This is a genomic window from Stenotrophomonas sp. STM01, from assembly GCF_014852135.1.
Lineage (GTDB): Bacteria > Pseudomonadota > Gammaproteobacteria > Xanthomonadales > Xanthomonadaceae > Stenotrophomonas > Stenotrophomonas capsici.
Genome location: NZ_JACVBA010000002.1, coordinates 859,940 through 878,380, shown reverse-complemented (window position 1 = coordinate 878,380; position 18,441 = coordinate 859,940). Strand labels below are relative to the sequence as shown.

At 68.9% G+C, this 18,441-nt stretch carries 13 protein-coding genes; 12 read left to right on the top strand and 1 reads right to left on the bottom strand.

The window, feature by feature from the left end:
* Positions 1 to 69 precede the first annotated feature (69 nt).
* The 9 genes from fucP (at position 70) to IB227_RS13765 (ending at position 12,758) form a co-directional block, all read left to right on the top strand.
* Positions 70 to 1,329, top strand: a complete 1,260-nt coding sequence (fucP, locus tag IB227_RS13805) for an L-fucose:H+ symporter permease (RefSeq protein ID WP_318639548.1) — start codon at positions 70 to 72, stop codon at positions 1,327 to 1,329.
* Between the two features lie 211 nt (positions 1,330 to 1,540).
* A complete protein-coding gene (locus IB227_RS13800) occupies positions 1,541 to 2,536 on the top strand; it encodes a carbohydrate kinase (protein WP_192287850.1) in 996 nt (331 codons plus the stop codon).
* The gene (locus IB227_RS13795; protein ID WP_192287849.1) at positions 2,533 to 3,771 is read left to right on the top strand and encodes an AGE family epimerase/isomerase; all 1,239 of its coding nucleotides are present in this window, start codon (positions 2,533 to 2,535) and stop codon (positions 3,769 to 3,771) included. Before IB227_RS13800 ends, IB227_RS13795 begins: the two co-directional genes overlap by 4 nt.
* Before the next feature lie 144 nt (positions 3,772 to 3,915).
* Positions 3,916 to 6,624 (top strand): glycoside hydrolase family 2 protein, encoded by a 2,709-nt coding sequence (locus IB227_RS13790; protein WP_192287848.1) that lies wholly within the window; start codon positions 3,916 to 3,918, stop codon positions 6,622 to 6,624.
* Positions 6,624 to 8,060 carry a glycoside hydrolase family 47 protein gene (locus IB227_RS13785; RefSeq protein ID WP_225591825.1) on the top strand — a complete coding sequence of 479 codons (1,437 nt, stop codon included), beginning with the start codon at positions 6,624 to 6,626 and terminating at the stop codon, positions 8,058 to 8,060. The genes IB227_RS13790 and IB227_RS13785 overlap by 1 nt, the downstream gene beginning before the upstream one ends.
* Positions 8,061 to 8,256: 196 nt before the next feature.
* Positions 8,257 to 8,913, top strand: a complete 657-nt coding sequence (locus IB227_RS13780) for a response regulator transcription factor (protein ID WP_192287847.1) — start codon at positions 8,257 to 8,259, stop codon at positions 8,911 to 8,913.
* Positions 8,910 to 10,736 (top strand): ATP-binding protein, encoded by a 1,827-nt coding sequence (locus tag IB227_RS13775; protein ID WP_192287846.1) that lies wholly within the window; start codon positions 8,910 to 8,912, stop codon positions 10,734 to 10,736. The genes IB227_RS13780 and IB227_RS13775 overlap by 4 nt, the downstream gene beginning before the upstream one ends.
* Before the next feature lie 341 nt (positions 10,737 to 11,077).
* Positions 11,078 to 12,454 (top strand): hypothetical protein, encoded by a 1,377-nt coding sequence (locus IB227_RS13770; RefSeq protein WP_192287845.1) that lies wholly within the window; start codon positions 11,078 to 11,080, stop codon positions 12,452 to 12,454.
* 34 nt (positions 12,455 to 12,488) lie between these two features.
* Positions 12,489 to 12,758 (top strand): hypothetical protein, encoded by a 270-nt coding sequence (locus IB227_RS13765; RefSeq protein WP_192287844.1) that lies wholly within the window; start codon positions 12,489 to 12,491, stop codon positions 12,756 to 12,758.
* A gap of 11 nt (positions 12,759 to 12,769) precedes the next feature.
* On the opposite strand, the gene IB227_RS13760 is transcribed toward IB227_RS13765, so the two are convergent.
* Positions 12,770 to 14,965, bottom strand: coding sequence for a primosomal protein N' (locus tag IB227_RS13760; protein WP_192287843.1), 2,196 nt, complete (start codon positions 14,963 to 14,965; stop codon positions 12,770 to 12,772).
* A gap of 427 nt (positions 14,966 to 15,392) precedes the next feature.
* Here IB227_RS13760 and IB227_RS13755 point away from each other — a divergent pair, with 427 nt between their 5' ends.
* The 3 genes from IB227_RS13755 to IB227_RS13745 all read left to right on the top strand — a co-directional run bounded on the left by IB227_RS13755 (position 15,393) and on the right by IB227_RS13745 (position 18,439).
* Complete coding sequence (locus IB227_RS13755) at positions 15,393 to 16,388, top strand: hypothetical protein (RefSeq protein WP_225591824.1); 996 nt, start codon at positions 15,393 to 15,395, stop codon at positions 16,386 to 16,388.
* Entirely contained in the window at positions 16,375 to 16,944 is a 570-nt protein-coding gene (locus IB227_RS13750; protein WP_192287841.1) for a DUF3106 domain-containing protein, read from the top strand. The genes IB227_RS13755 and IB227_RS13750 overlap by 14 nt, the downstream gene beginning before the upstream one ends.
* A gap of 130 nt (positions 16,945 to 17,074) precedes the next feature.
* Positions 17,075 to 18,439, top strand: a complete 1,365-nt coding sequence (locus IB227_RS13745) for an MATE family efflux transporter (RefSeq protein WP_192287840.1) — start codon at positions 17,075 to 17,077, stop codon at positions 18,437 to 18,439.
* The last annotated feature ends 2 nt before the right edge of the window (positions 18,440 to 18,441 follow it).

Sequence of the window (18,441 nt, the reverse complement as noted above, 5' to 3'; positions counted from 1 at the left end):
TCCACCGCAAGGCGCCTTCCCATGCCGACACTTCCTCCATCCCCGCTGAGATCCACAGCTGCAGCACCGGTGGTCAACACCAAGGTGGCGCTGGCGGTGGTCACCACGATCTTCTTCATGTGGGGCTTCCTGACCTGCCTCAATGACATCCTGATCCCGCACCTGAAGAGCGTGTTCCAGCTCAACTTCGCGCAGGCGATGCTGGTGCAGTTCACCTTCTTCGGCGCGTACTTCCTGATGTCGTTGCCAGCCGGTCGGCTGGTCGCGCACGTGGGCTACAAACAGGGCATCGTGATCGGGCTGGTGATCGCCGGCATCGGCGCCATCGGCTTCTGGCCGGCGGCGGAACTGCGCGTGTATGGCGCGTTCCTGACCGCGTTGTTCGTGCTGGCCACCGGCATTACCGTGCTGCAGGTGGCGGCCAACCCGTACGTGGCGCTGCTGGGCCCGGAGCGCACCAGTTCCAGCCGGCTGACGTTGGCGCAGGCGATGAACTCGCTGGGCACCACGCTGGCGCCGTACTTCGGTGGCGTGCTGATCCTGTCCAACACGGTCAAGACCACCGACCAGATCGCGGTGCTGCCGGACGCCGAGCGCGCGGCGTACTTCGCCCACGAGGCCAGTGCGGTGCAGGGGCCCTATCTGGGCTTGGGCATCTTCCTGTTCCTGCTGGCGGTGTTCGTGTTCCTGTTCCGCCTGCCCAGGCTCACCGAGACCACCGAGAAGGCCGACGCGGGCTCGCACACCTGGGCCGACGTGCTGCGCCATCGCCACCTGGTGCTGGGCGTGCTCGGCATCTTCTTCTACGTGGGTGCGGAAGTGGCGGTTGGCAGCCTGATGGTCAACTACTTCTCGCTGCCGGAGATCGGTGGCATCACCGAAGCGCAGGCCTCGAAGTACCTGATGGCGTACTGGTTCCTGGCGATGGTGGGACGCTTCGCCGGCTCGGCGTTGATGGTCAACCTGTCACCGCGCAAGCTGCTGGCGATCTTCGCGACGGTGAACATCGTGCTGCTGGTAACCACCATGAGCAGCACCGGCATGCCTGCCGTGTACAGCCTGATCGCCGTCGGCCTGTTCAACTCGATCATGTTCCCGACCATCTTCGCGCTCAGCATCGAGGGCCTGGGGCCGCTGACCAGCAAGGGTTCGAGCCTGCTGATCATGGCCATCGTCGGTGGTGCGATCGTGCCGTACCTGCAGGGCCAGCTGGCTGACCGCATCGGTCTGCACCATTCGTTCGTGCTGCCGCTGCTGTGCTACGGCTACATCATCTTCTATGGCCTGTTCGGTGCCCGCCGCGGCGCGGCCACCGCTGGGGCCGCGTGAGCCAGCCATGAGTAATCCACGCATGCCATCCCCGTGCGCCAACCGCTCCGGCCCCCGGCAGGACGGGGCAGGGCCAGGTTTTCCCTACACCTCCGTTGCCGGCGCGTGGTCCGGTGACGAAGGTTTCGTGCCGCAGTGCGGCCATCCGCTATCCCATGGCAGGACGGGCATGTCGCCCGCCGCCGTCATCGCCCAAGGAGACTGAGGCCAGATGGGCAAGATTGTTTGTTTCGGCGAAATTTTGATCGATCTACTCGCGCAGCCGCCGGCCACGCCGGATACCCCGCGCGCGTTCCTGCAGTACGCCGGTGGCGCGCCGGCCAACGTCGCGGTGGCCGCCGCGCGGCTGGGTGCCAGCAGCCATTTCGCCGGCATGCTGGGCCGCGACATGTTTGGTGACTTCCTCGCCGAGAGCCTGGCGCAGGCCGGCGTGGCGACCGACTGCGTGGTGCGTACCGATGCGGCCAAGACCGCGCTGGCGTTCGTGGCGCTGGATGCCGCCGGCGAGCGCAGCTTCAGCTTCTATCGCCCGCCGGCGGCGGACCTGCTGTTCCGTGACGCGCATTTCGTGCCGGCCTGCTTCGACGGGACGGCCTGCTTCCACGTCTGCTCCAACAGCCTGACCGAGCCGGCCATTGCCGCGGCCACCTACGCCGGCATGGACCGCGCGCGCGCGGCCGGTGCCATGGTCAGCCTGGACCTCAACCTGCGCCCGGCGCTGTGGCCGGCCGATGCCGATCCCACGCCGTGGCTGTGGCAGGCGCTGGAGCGTGCCGACCTGGTCAAGCTTTCGCGCGAGGAACTGGACTACCTGGCCGCGCCGCTGGGCGAGGATGGCGAAGCCCGGGTGATCGCGCGCCTGCTGGCCGCGCGTGCCGGTTGGGTGATCATCACCGACGGCGCCGCGCCGCTGCGATGGCATACCCGGCACGGCCATGGCCAGGTGCCCAGCTTCAAGGTGGCGACCGTGGATACCACTGCGGCCGGCGATGCCTTCGTCGGCGGAGTGCTGGTGGCGATGAGCGAGCGCGAGGGGTCCGGCCAGGGCTTTGCCGCGTTCTGCGCCAACCCGCAGGCCATCACCGATACCCTGCGCTTCGGTGCCGCCGTCGGCGCGCTGGCGGTCACCCGCAAGGGCGCGTTCGCCGCGATGCCCGACCGTGCCGAAGTGCACCACCTGCTGCAGCAACAGGAGCAAACCGCATGACCACCGCATCGCCCGCGTTCCGCTCGCCGGAGTTCCTGCGCGCCCACATCGCCAGCACGATGGCGTTCTACCACCCGCACTGCATCGACCCGAACGGCGGCTTCTTCCACTACTACCTGGACGACGGCACGGTGTATGACGCCAGCCACCGCCACCTGGTCAGCAGCACGCGCTTCGTCTTCAACTATGCGATGGCCTACCGCGAGTTCGGCAACGCCGAATACCTGGCCGCGGTGAAGCACGGCGTGGACTACCTGCGCAACGTGCACCGCAACCCGGCCACCGGCGGCTACGCCTGGACCCTGCGCGATGGCAAGGTCGAGGACGACATGAACCACTGCTACGGCCTGGCCTTCGTGCTGCTGGCCTACAGCTGTGCGCTGAAAGCCGGCATCGCGCAGGGCCGGGAATGGATGGACGAGACCTGGAAGCTGCTGGAGCGGCACTTCTGGGAAGCGCCGCACGGCCTGTACCGCGACGAGGCCGATGCGCAGTGGAACTTCACCGGCTACCGCGGCCAGAACGCCAACATGCACATGTGCGAGGCGATGCTGGCCGCGTTCGAAGCCAGCGGCGAGCAGCGCTACCTGGACCGTGCGCTGCAGCTGGCCGACAACATGACCCGCCGCCAGGCTGCCAAGGCCGGTGGCCTGGTGTGGGAGCACTACGACACCGCGTGGAACATCGACTGGGATTACAACCTGGACAATCCCAAGCACCTGTTCCGCCCGTGGGGCTTCCAGCCCGGCCACCAGACCGAGTGGGCCAAGCTGCTGATGATCCTGGACCGCCACGTGCAGGCCGATTGGCTGGTACCGACCGCACGCCACCTGTTCGACGTGGCGGTGGCCAATTCCTGGGACGCCACGCGCGGTGGCCTGTATTACGGCTTCGCGCCGGAAGCCCGACGCCAGCCGGACATGCACGGTGCGCCGATCGGCACCGACAGCTTCGTCTGCGACGACGATAAGTACTTCTGGGTGCAGGCCGAGTCGCTGGCCGCGGCCGCGTTGCTGGCCCAGCGCACCGGCGACGATGCCTACTGGCAGTGGTACGAGCGGCTGTGGGCGTATTCGTGGGAACACATGGTCGACCACACCTACGGTGCCTGGTTCCGCATCCTCGATGCCGACAACCGCAAGTACAGCAACGAGAAGAGCCCGGCCGGCAAGACCGATTACCACACCATGGGTGCCTGCCACGAAGTGTTGAACGTGGTGCGTGGCGCGCACTGAGCAGCACTGAACAGCGGACGCCTGCGTGACTGCGGGCGTCCCGGCATCACCGGCAATCGCCGCGGCACCCCGGCGCCGTGGACGCAATGAACGACACGCCGGAAGGCGTGGCCCTCCCGCAACCGGCAGCACGAAGGAGCTCGCATGCAGTACGTGCGCACGAAATTTGGATCGATACAAAATCGTTTCATCCGGTTCGGTTGGCTGGCCCTGCTGGCGGTGTCGTGCACCGTGGCGGGCGTTGCGTCGGCGGCTCCCCTGCAGGCGCAGTGGAGCTTCCGGCTGCTGCCGGGCGATGCGCAGCTGCAGGCCCATCCGGGGCTGGATGCGTGGCGGCCGGCACAGGTGCCGGGCAGCGTGCATACCGACCTGCAGGCCGCCGGCGTGATCGGCGACCCCTACGTCGGCGCGGCCGAGGCCGGCCTGCAGTGGATCGGCCTGGGCGACTGGGAATACCGCGCCCGCTTCGACGTGGAGGCGACCACGCTCAAGCGCCGCCATGCCGAACTGCGCTTCGACGGCTTGGATACGTTTGCCGAGGTCAGCCTCAACGGTGCGCCACTGCTGCGCGCCGACAATGCCCACCGCACCTGGCGCGCGCGCGTCGATGGGCGGCTGAAGGCCACCGGCAACGAGCTGCGCATCGTGTTCCGCTCGCCGATCCGCACGCTGCTGCCGCAGGTGCAGGCGATGCCGCACAAGATTGCCGGCAACTATCCCTCGCCCTACGGCGACGAGCCGAAGGACGCGATGGTCGGCAACTTCGTGCGCAAGCCGGCCTACCACTTCGGCTGGGACTGGGGCCCGCGCTATGTCACCGCCGGTGTCTGGCGCGCGGTGCAGCTGTCCAGCTGGGACGACAACCGCATCACCGACCTGGCCGTGCGCACCGACACGCTGGACGAGGCACATGCCGCGCTGACGGTGCTGCTACAGGTCGAGCAAGGCGACGCCGCCAGCAACGCCAGCGTGGCCGTGGACGTGCTGGACCCGGACGGAAAGCGCGTGCAGCGCATCGAGCGGCAGCTGATGCTGCGCCCCGGCAGCAATGACCTGCAGCTGCCGGTCACTATCGAGCAGCCGCGTCGCTGGTGGCCGGTGGGACAGGGCGCGCAGGACCGCTACACGGTGCAGGCGCGTGTCGAAGGTGGCCGTAGCGATGAACAACAGGCACGCCTGCGCACCGGGTTGCGCACGGTGGAGCTGCGCCGTGAGAACGATGCGCAGGGCGGGCAGGGCTTCAGCTTCGTCATCAACGGTGTGCCGGTATTCGCCAAGGGCGCCAACGTGATCCCGTTCGATGCGTTCCCGGCGCGGGTCACGCGCGAACGCCTGCGCCGCGACCTGCAGGCCGCGCGCGATGCCAACATGAACATGCTGCGCAACTGGGGCGGTGGTTACTACGAGGATGATGCGTTCTTCGACATCGCCGACGAGCTCGGCCTGCTGGTCTGGCAGGACTTCATGTTCGGCGGCGGCATGCAGCCCGGCTACGACCCGGCGTTCCGCGCCAGCGTGGTGGCCGAGGCGCGCGACAACGTGCGCCGGCTGCGCCACCACCCCAGCATCGTGCTGTGGTGTGGCAACAACGAGGAAGAAACCGCGTGGAAGGACTGGGGCCACGGCAAGGACCTGACCGCCGCCGACCCGGTGTTCGCGGCCAAGGTCTGGCAGGGCTACGTGGACCTGTTCGGCACCGACCTGCGCGCCGTGGTGGCCGAGGAAGGCCTGGGCGTGCCGTACTGGTCCAGCTCGCCGAGCAACGACCTCGATGCCAAGGCCAATGATTCCACGCGCGGCGACAAGCACTACTGGCAGGTATGGGGCAACCCGGCATTGCCGGTGACCGCCTACCTGCGCGAGACGCCGCGCTTCATGTCCGAGTACGGGCTGCAGGCGTGGCCGCAACAATCCACCATCGATGCCTTCGCGACCGGCCAGGAACAGCAGATCGACGGCCCGGTGATCCAGGCACACCAGAAGTTCATGGCCGGCAAGGGCAACGAGCGGCTGCTGCACTACATCCAGATGGAGTACGGCACGCCGCGTTCGTTCGCCGACTTCGTCTACCTGAGCCGGGTGATGCAGGCCGAGGGCATCGCGCTGGCGGCGTTGCACCACCGCGCCTCGCGGCCGTACACGATGGGATCGCTGTACTGGCAGCTCAACGATGTCTGGCCCGGTGCGTCGTGGTCGAGCGTGGACTACTACGGGCACTGGAAGGCGCTGCACTTCCATGCGCGGCGCTTCTTCGCCGATGTCGCGGTGGCGGCGCTGCGTGACGAGGGCGTGACCCGGGTCAGCCTGCTCAATGACGGCCGCAGCGCGCTGCAGGCACAGCTACGGATCCGCGTGCTCGATGTCGACGGCAGGCAGCTCCACCAGCAGCAACAGGCGGTGACGCTGGCCGCGCAGGCGGCCACCGAGGTCGCGCGCCTGAGCGATGCTGCGCTGCTGCAGGGGGCCGATCCGCGGCGCAGCCTGGCCATGTTCGAGCTGTTGCAGGACGATACGGTCATCGCCGAGCGGGTCGTCTACTTCGCCGCCGCCAAGGACCAGCCACTGGCGGCCGGGCAGGTGGCCAGCGCGCTCGTCGCACAGGGCGACCATTACCTGCTGCGCCTGCGCAGCCCCTCACTGGCGCGTGCGCTGTGGATTGATTTCGGCAACGTCGATGCGCGCGTTGAGGACAACGCCTTCGACCTGCTGCCCGCTTCCCCCCGTGACGTGGTCGTGCGCAGCCGCGCCGACCTGTCGACCCTGCGTGCCGCGCTGCGTCTGCAGACGCTGGGCGACACGCTGCACTCCACCCTTGCACCACCGCAAGACGTTCCCACTCCGAGGACCCGATGATGAACCGAGCCCTGCGCACCGCCCCGCTGGTCGCCGCCCTGATGCTGGCGCTGAGCGCCTGCAACCCGTCGCCCGCCCCGAGCGACAGCACGCCCGCCGCACCGGCCGCCGCCGCTGCCACGCCCGCCCTGGCCACCGTGCCGGCCGTCGACGAGGCCGAAGCGGCACGCATGGCCGAACAGGTCCGCGAAGCCACCCGCCACGCCTGGCAGGGTTACATGCAGTACGCCAAGGGCCACGATGACCTGAAACCGCTCAGCGCCAAGCCGCGCGACTGGTACCCGCAGCCGCTGCTGATGTCGCCGGTCGATGCCCTGGATACCCTGCTGCTGCTGGGCATGGACAAGGAAGCCAACGAAGCGCGCGAGCTGATCGTCAGCCAGCTGTCCTTCGACCAGGACATCGACGTGCAGAACTTCGAGGTCACCATCCGCCTGCTGGGTGGCCTGCTGTCGGCCTACCAGATGACCAACGACGAGCGCCTGCTCAAGCTCGCCGATGACCTGGGCACGCGCCTGTCGCCGGTGTTCGACAGCCCCACCGGCCTGCCGTACACCCACGTCAACCTGCGCACCGGCAAGACCAGCGGCACCATCAGCAACCCGGCCGAGACCGGCACGCTGCTGCTGGAGTTCGGCACCCTGGCCAAGCTCACCGGCAAGCAGGCCTACTACGACAAGGCCAAGCGCGCGCTGGTGGAAACCCACAACCGCCGCTCCAAGATCGGCCTGGTCGGCCTGAACATCAACGTCGAGACCGGCGAGTGGACCAACACCGATGCCTCCATCGCCGGCGGCATCGACTCGTACTACGAGTACCTGCTCAAGTGCTGGAAGCTGTTCGGCGACGAGGACTGCAAGCGCATGTGGGACGAGAGCATCGGCCCGCTGAACCAGTACCTGGCCGACGAGGTGCGTGAAGGCGAGCTGTGGTACGGCCACGCCGACATGAACACCGGCGCGCGCACCTCCACCACCTACGGCGCGCTGGATGCGTTCATGCCGGGCCTGCTCGCGCTGGGCGGCGACCTGGACCGCGCCAAGCGCCTGCAGGAGTCCAACCTGAAGATGTGGCGCCTGCACGGCATCGAGCCGGAGTCGCTGGACTACGCGGCGATGGAAGTGCGCTCGCCGGGCTACGCGCTGCGTCCGGAGATCGTCGAGTCGGCCTACTACCTGCACCACTACACCGGTGACACCCGCTACCGCGGCATGGGCAAGGAGTTCTTCGACGACTTCGTCAAGCACACCCGCACCGAGCACGGCTTTGCCGCGCTGAAGGATGTGCGCAGCAAGGAGAAGGACGACTCGATGGAGAGCTTCCTGTTCGCCGAGACCTTCAAGTACTACTACCTGCTGTTCGCGCCGGCCAAGACCCTGGACTTCGACGGCGTGGTGTTCAACACCGAAGCGCATCCGCTGCGGAAGACCTGGTAAAGCGAAAGCGACCCTCACCCCACCCCCGCTCCCGCAGGCGGGGGTGGGGTTCAGATCGGCATCGGCTCTTTGCTCAAAGCCCCTCTCCCGCCTGCGGGGGAGGGGGTGGAGGGCGTGCTCATTCATCCGGGCAGGCACGAGACTTGCCGTAAGAGCGCGCTAAACTCCACCGCAACGGGGAGCGAGGCGGGCGCTGATGGAGTTGTCTTCCATCCTGATTGTCGATGATGACGCGGCGTCGCTGGCGCGGCTGGCACGGCTCGTGGCCGAACTGCTGGACCCGCAGCCGGTGCGGCTCCGGACCGCCGCCAACCTTGCCGATGCCCGCGACCTGCTGCAGCGCGAATCCTTCGCGCTGGCGCTGGTGGACATGCAGCTGCCTGACGGCACCGGCACCGAACTGATCGCGTGGATGCAGCAGCAGGCCACGCAGGCGCAGGCGGTGATCGTGTCCGCGTTCGCCGAGGAAGAGGCGATCTTCGCCGCGCTGCGTGCCGGTGCGGTGGGCTACCTGCTCAAGGACCGCGATGACATCGAGCTGCGCGTGGCGTTGCGCAGCCTGCAGCGTGGCGGTGCACCGATCGACCCGATGATCGCCCGGCGCATCCTTGCCTTCGTGCCCGCGGCGACACCCACGGCACCTGCTCCGGCGGCCAGCGTGCCGCTGTCCGAACGCGAGCTGGGCATCCTCGGCCTGGTCGCGCAGGGCTACGGCAACCGCGAGATCGCCGAGCTGCTCAGCCTGTCGCGCCTGACCATCGAGGCGCATACCCGCAACATCTACCGCAAGCTGGCCGTCGGTTCGCGCACCGCGGCGGTGTTCGAGGCGCGCGTGCTCGGGCTGCTGCCATGATCCGCGGGCTGCTGGGCCTGCTGTTGCTGCTGGTGATGGGGGGCGCGCTGGCCGCTCCGCCGGCGGTGGCGCGCATCGTGCAGGCCGAAGCGGTGCGCAGCGGCTGGGAGGCGCAGGCGCCACCGTTGCAGGGGTGGGAGCCGGTGACCCTGGCCGACCAATGGCAGACGCGCTGGCCCGACCACGACGGCGTGGTCTGGTACCGGCTGCGCTGGCGGCAGGGCGATGCCGGCGAACCCACCGGCTTGCTGCTGGACTACACCTGCATGGCGGCGGCGGTCTACCTCAACGGCAGCCTGATCGACCGCGATCCGTCGCTGGTCGAACCGTTGTCGCGCAGCTGGCATGTGCCGCGCTACTACCTGCTGCAGTCGCCATTGCTGCGGCAGGGCGAGAACGAATTGCTGGTGCGGGTGTCGGGGCTGGCGGCGTACCAGCCATCGTTCGGCGTGGTCGACGTGGGCGATGCCGCGGTGCTGCAGGCACGCTACCGGCAGGAAGTACGCGTGCGGCATGACCTGCAGCTGCTCGATACCGCCATCGGCTTCGTGCTGGCCGGCGTGATCGGCCTGTTCTGGCTGCTGCGGCGCAAGGAGGCGATGTACGGCTGGTATGCGCTGAGCGCGGTGTTCGGGCGCATGTACGACACCAACTTCGTGGCCACCAGCCCCTGGCCGTTTTCCACCACCGATGGCTGGCAGGCCTTCATCGCTGGCTGCTACGTGGTGGCTGCGGCGGCGCACACCGTGTTCCTGCTGCGCTTCAGCGAGCGGCGCTGGCCACGCTTCGAGCGCGTGCTGATGGGCCTGGCGGCGGTGGCGATGGCGGCGGCGCTGCTGTGGCCGCAGTGGATGGGGCCGCATCGCAACCTCTACCTGGTGCCACTCATCGCCTTCCTGTACGTGGTGTCGTTCACCTTCATGGGCTATGCGCTGCGCAGTGGCCGCCGTGACGCGCAGGTGCTGGCCTTGTGCATCGTCCTGCCGATCTTGGTGTCGCTGCACGACCTGGGCGTGTACATGGGCTGGTACGGCGGGGTCAGTTACCTGGGGTCCTTCACCTCGCCGTTGATGCTGCTGGGCATGGGCTTCGTGCTGGCCTACCGTTTCGCCAACACGATGAAACGCGTGGAAGGGTTCAACGCCGAGCTGCGCCATGAAGTGCAGCAGGCCACGTCCCAGCTGTCGGAAACCCTGAACGCGCAGCATGCGCTGGAGCTGGCGCATAGCCGCGCCGGTGAGCGCCTGCAGTTGGTGCGCGACCTGCACGATGGCTTCGGCGGCACCCTGGTCGGGGCGATCGCGCGGCTGGAGCAGGCCCCGCAGGAGATGCCGCGTTCCAAGGTGATCGAACTGCTGCGCGAGATGCGCGACGACCTGCGCCTGGTGATCGACAGCACCGCACGCGAGCACGCCGACCTGGCCGAGATGCTGGTGCCCTTGCGGCACCGCGCCAGCACCCTGCTGGAAGCCGGCGGCATCGATACCTACTGGCACCTGCAGGACCTGCACGGGGTGGAACTGGGCGCCTCACGCAGCCTGGACCTGCTGCGGCTGATGCAGGAAGCCCTGACCAACGCGTTCAAGCATGCCCGTGCGACACGGGTGGACATCACCCTGCGACGGGACGGTGACCGGCTGCAGCTGCAGATCGACGACGACGGCATCGGCCTGCCGGCGACCGTCCCAGGCAGCGCAGCGGGCGGCGCCGGCATGGCCAGCATGCAGCTGCGGGCCAGGCGCATGGGCGGTGACCTGCAGGTGGGTCCGGCTGATGACCGGAACGGAACCCGCGTACAGCTGGAGCTCGACCTCGCCCGTTGATCCGCGTCCCAAGGACACCTGCGTACCTGATTTCGTGGATGCTGATCCTGCAACGATGGCGATAGGGTTTGCCCCTTGTTGAATCGGGGGACACCATCATGCGCGGCCGTGTCATTTCAAAGGCTGATCGAGTAGCCGCGGCCCTGGCGGTCGCCGGCCTGCTCATCTTGTTCCCATCGCTGCCTGCGGATGCAGCCGAAGTGGTCGGTGGAACCACGCCAACGGCCCCCTGCACTCAGGATGCAAGTACCGGTGCCCTGGCCTGCCTGGACGGCAGTCGGGTGGGCGGTGACGGTGCGTCTGGGCCATCCAAGCCCGGTTACTCCAGTTCGGCCGGCGGCTTGGGAAATGCCACGGGCAATACAGCGATCGGCAAGGGCAGCTCGGTCGGCATGGGCGGGCAGGGTGCCAACGGGACGGCCGGTGGGAGCGGTGGGGTGGGTGGCAGCGGTGGAGGCTACAACCTCGCCTTTGGTGCCGGCAGCAGCGCCGGCAATGGCGGTAAGGCCGGCGACGGCAGTGCCGGCGGCACCGGCGGAGATGGTGGTGCCGGCGGAAACTACAACATCGCTCTGGGCGATGGCAGCGAGGCGGGCAACGGCGCCGATGGCAAGGAAGGCTGTTGTGGCTTCAAGGGCACGTCTGGCACCGCAGGTACGGACAACAACGTGGCCATCGGCAGGAATGCCAAGGCAACGGGCGGCGGTTCAGTTGCACTGGGGGCGGGCAGCACCGATGCCGGCCTGGCCAATGTCGTGTCGGTCGGTTCGGCCAGCCAGCAACGGCGCATCGTCAACGTTGCCGCCGGCGTGGCCGCCACCGATGCCGCCAACGTGGGCCAGCTCACCGCGCTGGGCACGTCGTTGAATGCGAACCTGGGTGGGGTCGCGGCCTGGCTGGGCGGTGGGGCCGCTTACAGCGGCGGCGTGTTCACCGCGCCGACCTTCGCCGTCCAGGGCAACAGCTACGGCAATGTCGGTGCCGCGCTGTCGGCCATCGATACCCAGCTCACCGCGATCAAGGGCCGCGCGGACCTGGCGGTGTACTACGACGACGCCAGCAAGGCCTCGCTGACGCTTGGCGGCGGCGCCGGCTCCGGCTCGGGTTCGGGGGGAACATCGGGGGGGACCCAGGTGGCGGGCGTGGCCGATGGCACCGCTGCCGACCATGCAGTCAACAAGGGGCAGATGGATGCGGGGGATGCGGCCGCCATCGACGCGGCCGGGAATTACACCGATGCCCGTGAAGCCGCGATCCGCACGGACATGGCCACGGCCGACGCCAACGTGCTGTCCTCGGCCAGGGCGCATGCCGACAGCGGTGATGCCACCACGCTGCAGTCGGCCCGCAGCTACGCCGATGGCACCGCCAGCCAGGCCGTCGCTGCCGCGAACAGCTATACCGACAGCCGTTTCGAGGCCGTGGACCTGCAGTTCGACGGGTTGCGGCGGGAGATGGATGACCGCTTCACCCGCCAGGACCGTCGCATCGACCGGATGGGCGCGATGAGCAGCGCGATGCTCAACATGGCGGTGAATGCGGCGGGTTCGCAGAGCAATGGCGGGCGCGTTTCGGTCGGCGCGGGTTTCCAGGGCAGCGAGAAGGCCCTGTCGATCGGCTACGGCCGCAAGCTCGGCGCGCGTGGCTCGTTCTCGCTGGGGGGCGCATTCAGTGGCAGCGAGAAATCAGGCGGTATCGGCTTCGGCGTGGATCTGTAGGTCGTTCGATCCGCGCCAGCGATGCGGGGGCGTCATGAACACTTTCAGGTGCATGGTCCAGGCGCGTCGTGCCGAGGGCGTGCCGGGCCGGCAGAACAACGCGTGGCGCGCGTGCAGTCCGATCCGCTGGCCCGCCGCGGGGCCGGTTGCAGGTGCATGGCTGGTCCACGACCCGGACCTGCGGCGCTGCATCGAGTGCGATGCGAACCGGGATGCCTGGCGCACGGTGATCGCGCAGCAGCAGGCGTTCGCCTCGGTGATCACCCGCATGGAGGCCGCCGCGGCGTCCTCCATTGGCGGTTGAACGCTGCCACGTCAGTACAGGTCCATCGGGTCGACATCCAGCGACCAGCGCACGCGTCGCGCCTGCGGCAACGCATACACCTGTGGCATCAGCCCATCCAGCAGGCCATGCAGGGGCCGCCGCTGCGTGGCTGACAGCAGCAACTGGGTGCGCTGGAATCCCGCCCGTCGCGGCATCGGTGCCGGCATCGGGCCATAACGCTCGACGACGCTCTCGGTGGGGACCAACTGCTTCACCGCGGCCAGGAAGGCATTGGCCTGTTCCACCTGCTTGGCCTCGGCGCGCAGCAATGCCAGGTGCGCGAACGGTGGAAAGCCCGCGGCCTCGCGTTGCACCAGCTCGGCTTCGGCGAAGGCGTGGTAGCCGCCGTTGACCAGCGTGTGCAGCAGCGCATTGTCCGGGTGGTGGGTCTGCAGCCAGACCTCGCCGGGGCGGTCGGCGCGGCCGGCGCGGCCGGCGACCTGGATCAGCTGCTGGGCCAGCTTCTCGCTGGCGCGGAAGTCGGCCGAGAACAGGCCTTCATCGATGCCCACCACCACCACCAGGGTCAGCTTGGGCAGGTCGTGGCCCTTGGCCAGGATCTGCGTGCCGACCAGGATGCCGGGCTGCTCGCCCAGCGTGGCCAGGGTCTGCTCCAGCGCGTCGCGTCGCGCGGTGGTACCACGGTCGATGCGCAGCACGGGATACTCGGGGAACAGCTGCAGCAGGCGTTCTTCCAGCCGCTCGGTGCCGATGCCCTGCGGCTGCAGGGCCAGGCTGCCGCAGTCCGGGCAGGCCAGCGGCACCGGTTGGCGCGCGCCGCAGTGGTGGCACTGCAGCCGTCGGCCCGCGCCGTGCACGGTCATCGGCGTGCTGTGCAGGGGCGTGCTGCAGCGCTTGCAGGGCGCGGTCCAGCCACAGTCGTGGCAGAGCAGCACCGGTGCGTAGCCGCGGCGGTTCTTGAACACCAGCACCTGGTTGCCGGCCTGCAGGTGCTGGCCGATGCCGGCCAGCACTTCGGGCGAGAGGCCATCCTGCAGTGGCCGCTTGCGCACGTCGTAGATGCGCACGCCCGGTGGCTTGGCGTCGCCGGCGCGCTGCTTCAGGCGCAGGTGCGTGTAGCGCCCGCTGCGCGCGTTGTGCAGCGATTCCAGCGACGGCGTGGCGCTGCCCAGCACCACCGGCACGTCCAGCGCCTTGCCGCGCACCAGCGCGAAATCACGGGCGTGGTAACGGATGCCGTCCTGCTGCTTGTAGCTGCCATCGTGCTCCTCGTCGATGACGATCAGGCCCGGCTGCGGCAGCGGGATGAACACCGCCGAGCGCGTGCCGACGATCACCCGCGCCTCGCCGCGCGAGGCCGCGGCCCAGACGCGGGCGCGCTCGTTGTCGTTCAGGCCCGAATGCAGCGCATGCACCGGGATGCCCAGTCGCTTGTGGAAGCGCGCCAGCATCTGCGGGGTCAGGCCGATTTCCGGCACCAGCACCAGTGCTTGCCGGCCCTGTTCCAGGCAGCGGCTGATCGCCTGCAGGTAGACCTCGGTCTTGCCGCTGCCGGTGACGCCGTCGAGCAGGAACGGCTGGAAGCCGGGCGCCGCGGCGATGGCATCGATGGCCAGTTGCTGCTGCGGGTTCGGGACCGGCCCGGGATGCAGGTGCGGTACCGGCACCTGCGCTGGCACCTCGATGCGATGGGCGAAGTCACGCTTGGCCAGCGCGCGGGCGGCGCTGCGCCAGTCCTCGAGCAGGTCGTCGAGGCGGTCCTCGTTGACCGCGCCGTCCTGCAGCACCTGGGCCAGGCGCTGCGGGCGGGTGCCGGCGCGCAGGCGGGACAGCCCAGTGCGCCCGGCCTCGGTCAGCTGCCACGCCCAGCCATGGGTATCGGGCAGCGGTTCGCCGCGGCGCAGGGGCGCCGGCAGCGCGGTAGCGATCACTTCACCCAGCGGCGCGTGGGTGTAGCGGGCCAGCCACAGCAGCGAGGCCGCCAGCTCGCCGGCCAGCAGCGGGGTAGGGTCGAGCCATTCCAGTGCGGCCCGCAGCGGTGCCGGGTCGTCCACCTGGCCGATGCCCTCGACCACCCCCACCAGTTCGCGCGGCCCGAACGGTACGCGCAGCCGCCGGCCGATGTCGCCCTCCACGGGAGCGGGGCTGCCATCGGGCGGAAGGTAGTCGAACAGATGCGGCAACGGCACCGGCAGGGCGATGCGCAGGGTGGGGCAGGCAGGCATGGCGGGAAGTGTAGCCGCAGCAGGCCATCGCGCCGCGGCCGTTCACTTGCGTCGGTTTGTTGTGCGCGGATCCATAAATGGCATGTAAACGCTCGCCCCGATTGAGGATTTCGGCTTATCCACATTTGCTGTGGATAACTCTGTGGGTGAGCGTTGTGCTCCACGCGCTTTGGGCGATGGTTCAAGCCTCAGGGTCAACTTGGACAAAAAATCGCCACATTGCTTATTCAATGAAAATCAATGGGTTAGCCGTGAAACAAAAACGAAATGCAAGCGCGGCGAGTGCTGGACACGGCGACTGTTACCGCGTCTTGACGCTGTGCACAAGTTGCGGCAGGCCATGCGCAACGCCCGTGAAGCGTATGTGCAGCGGATCGGCAGTGCGGGGCGCTCTGGGTATCATTCCGGACATGACGGAGTTCACGTGATGGCTGCACCAGCCCCTCTTTCCCCGGCCGCAGCCAATGCCCTTTCCGCGTTCCTGCGGGGGGTGGAGCGGCGTGCGCTGGTCGTTTCCGAACTACAGACCGGTGACTCCGGCCTGGCCGAACGCGCGGTGGCGGTTGCCATGCGCGCCTTCGTCGGCCCGGCCGCCGCGCTGCAGATGGCCGAATGGCCGGCCCGCTTCTGGGGCCTGCTGTGCAGCACCCCGCAGCTGCTCAACCCGCCGGCCAGTGGTTACTGGGAAGGCCCGCTGGGCCACCTGCAGACCCTGGCCCCGGCCGAACGGTTGGCCTTGCTGCTGCGGATCGGCGCCGGGCTGGACGAGGAAATGGCCTCGGCCGTGCTCGGCGTGGACGCTTCGGCCTATCGCCAGGCGCTGGCGGCGGCCTGTCCGCTCGACGCCGGCGGCAACCCGGATGCGGCCGGCTGGCGTGCCCTGGCCGAACAGGTGCAGGTACAGATCCGCGACCTGTCGCAGCCGCGCGTGCGCCAACTGGAACAACTGCGCGAGTCGGTGATCAGCGGCGTGCTGCCGGCCCGGCCGACGGTTGCCAAGGCCGCACCGGCCAAGGCCGAAGACCGCCGTCCGTCATCGCGCCGCCGCGCGCGCGCGCCGTGGAGCCTGGTGACCTGGCTGCTGCTGTGCCTGCCGCTGCTGTTGCTGGTCGCCGTGGCGCTGTGGTGGTGGCGTTTCCATTTCGGCGGTGCGGTCGACCCGCCCTCCGGGCTGGCCAGCGAGGACCCGGTGCAGGTGGAAGCGTTGCCTGACAGCAGCACCCCGGCCGGTCCTGGCCAGGACCCACATGCCGCCGGTGACGCCGCGATGCTGGCCGATCCCGACCTGGCGGTGGCCAGCGAGGCCGATTTCCTGGCCTGGTACGCCGCCGGCGGACCATTGCCGGTGGACGAATCTCAGCCGCAGCCGAGCCGGCCGGAGCCGGCCGGCGCGGCATTGGAGACGGTCGATGCGGAAAACTGATCGCCTGCGTGCCCGCACCTTGCTGCTGCTGGCCTTGGCCGGTGCCGCGAGCGCGACGACACCCAACGGCCTGCCCGGGGTGCCACAGCCAGCACCGGCCAGCGCGCCCTCGGCGCTGCCGGCATGGACGTCGATGACCTCCCAGCAGAAGCGCGACCTGCGCGCCCGCTACACCGCCTGGCAGGCCTTGCCGGACGCCGAGAAACTGCGCGTGCGCCGCGCCGGCGCCGCCTTGGTGGCCATGCCGGCCGCGGAGCGGCAGGCACTGCAGGCGCGTTTTGCCGGCATGGACCAGATGCACCGCGAAGGCTGGCTGCTCGGCCCGCGCCTGGGCGCGGCCTATGCGCGCCTGCAGCCGTTGCTGGGTTACCTGCCGGCAGCGCAGCGCGAACCGATGCTCAACCTGCTGGAGCAGCTCGATGCCGACAGCCTGGAGCAGCTGAGCCTGATCTCGCAGCGCACCCCGCCGCAGGACCGGGCCGCGCTGCGCGAGGCGCTGCTGGCGGTGGCGCCGGCCCAGCGCGCGGCGTGGCTGCGCGAGAAGGTTGGCCATTGAGCAGTCGGCGGGACAGAGCATTCATGCCCCGGGCAGGGTCATGACGCCATCACCACGCTAGAATACGCACACTCCGCGACCCGGCATCCGCGCACTCCCTGCGCCGGCCGCAGTCCGCGTCTTCTGCTTTATGTCCAGTTCTCCCGCTACGCCGCGCTTCTCGCATGAAGTGCGGACGACCGGTCTGCTCGCCTTGCCGCTGGTGCTTGGCCACGTTTCCACCGGTCTGATCTCCTTCGTCGACAACACCATCGCCGGCCACCACGGCACCGACACGTTCGCCGCGGTCAGCATCGGCACGGCGTTGTTGTGGCTGCCGATGCTGGTGCCGATCGGCACCCTGATCTCGTTGACCGCGTCGGTCTCGCAGCTGCACGGCGCTGGCCGCGAACGCGAGATCGGGCCGCTGTTCCGCCAGGCGTTGTGGCTGGGCGTGGGCCTGAGCGCGCTGATGTTCCTGTTCCTGAGCGTGGTGCCGGCGTTCCTGCCGGCCTTCGGCATCGCCCCGGAGATCGTACCGGGCGCGACCGATTTCCTGCATGCCATCCGCTGGGGCGTGCCGGCGCTGACGCTGTACTTCTGTATGCGCTACCTGAGCGAAGGCATGCACTGGACCCTGCCGACGATGCTGATCGGCTTCGGTGGCCTGCTGGTGCTGGGGCCGCTGGGTTATGCGCTGTGCAACGGCCGGTTCGGCTTCCCGGAAATGGGCGCCGCGGGCCTGGGTATCGCCTCGTCGGTGACCATGTGGGTGCAGGCGCTGGCCTTTGCCACCTACCTGGCCGTGACCCGGCGGTTCGCGCACCTGGGGCTGTTCACGCACTTCGAGCTGCCGCGCCTGGCCGCCATCTGGGACCTGCTGCGCACTGGCCTGCCGATCGGCATCACCGTGCTGATGGAAGGCGGCTTGTTCATCATCACCGCGCTGCTGATCGGCCGCATCGGTGCGGTGGAAGCCAGTGCCCACCAGATCGCGATCAACGTCGCCCAGCTGTGCTTCATGATCCCGATGGGTGTGGCCGAGGCCACCACCGTGCGCGTGGGCCACGCGGTCGGCAGCAACGACCCGCTGGGCGTGCGCCGCGCCACCTGGGCCGGCTACGCGATCGTGATGGTGACCCAGCTGGTCTCCATCACCGCGTTGCTGCTCGGCCACAACGCGGTGGTGCGCCTGTACACCGACGACCTGGCGGTGGCGGCACTGGCATCGACGCTGCTGCTGTATGCGGCGACCTTCCAGATCCCCGACGGCATCCAGGTGCTGTCGGCCGGCGCGCTGCGCGGGCTCAAGGACACCCGCGTGCCGATGTTCATTGCCATGTTGGCCTACTGGGGCATCGGCATGCCGCTGGGCGCGGGCTTCGGCCTGGGCCTGGGCTGGGGACCGCAGGGCATGTGGGTGGGCCTGATCATGGGCCTGACGGTGGCCGCGATACTGCTCGGCTGGCGCCTGCGGGTGAGCAGCCGGCGCTTGATTCTCCAGGCTTCACCCTGACT

Coding starts and splice junctions, on each gene's coding strand:
- IB227_RS13800 (WP_192287850.1), top strand. CDS start 1,541: ATGGGCAAGATTGTTTGTTTCGGCGAAATTTTGATCGATCTACTCGCG.
- IB227_RS13795 (WP_192287849.1), top strand. CDS start 2,533: ATGACCACCGCATCGCCCGCGTTCCGCTCGCCGGAGTTCCTGCGCGCC.
- IB227_RS13790 (WP_192287848.1), top strand. CDS start 3,916: ATGCAGTACGTGCGCACGAAATTTGGATCGATACAAAATCGTTTCATC.
- IB227_RS13785 (WP_225591825.1), top strand. CDS start 6,624: ATGAACCGAGCCCTGCGCACCGCCCCGCTGGTCGCCGCCCTGATGCTG.
- IB227_RS13780 (WP_192287847.1), top strand. CDS start 8,257: ATGGAGTTGTCTTCCATCCTGATTGTCGATGATGACGCGGCGTCGCTG.
- IB227_RS13775 (WP_192287846.1), top strand. CDS start 8,910: ATGATCCGCGGGCTGCTGGGCCTGCTGTTGCTGCTGGTGATGGGGGGC.
- IB227_RS13765 (WP_192287844.1), top strand. CDS start 12,489: ATGAACACTTTCAGGTGCATGGTCCAGGCGCGTCGTGCCGAGGGCGTG.
- IB227_RS13760 (WP_192287843.1), bottom strand. CDS start 14,965: ATGCCTGCCTGCCCCACCCTGCGCATCGCCCTGCCGGTGCCGTTGCCG.
- IB227_RS13755 (WP_225591824.1), top strand. CDS start 15,393: ATGGCTGCACCAGCCCCTCTTTCCCCGGCCGCAGCCAATGCCCTTTCC.
- IB227_RS13750 (WP_192287841.1), top strand. CDS start 16,375: ATGCGGAAAACTGATCGCCTGCGTGCCCGCACCTTGCTGCTGCTGGCC.
- IB227_RS13745 (WP_192287840.1), top strand. CDS start 17,075: ATGTCCAGTTCTCCCGCTACGCCGCGCTTCTCGCATGAAGTGCGGACG.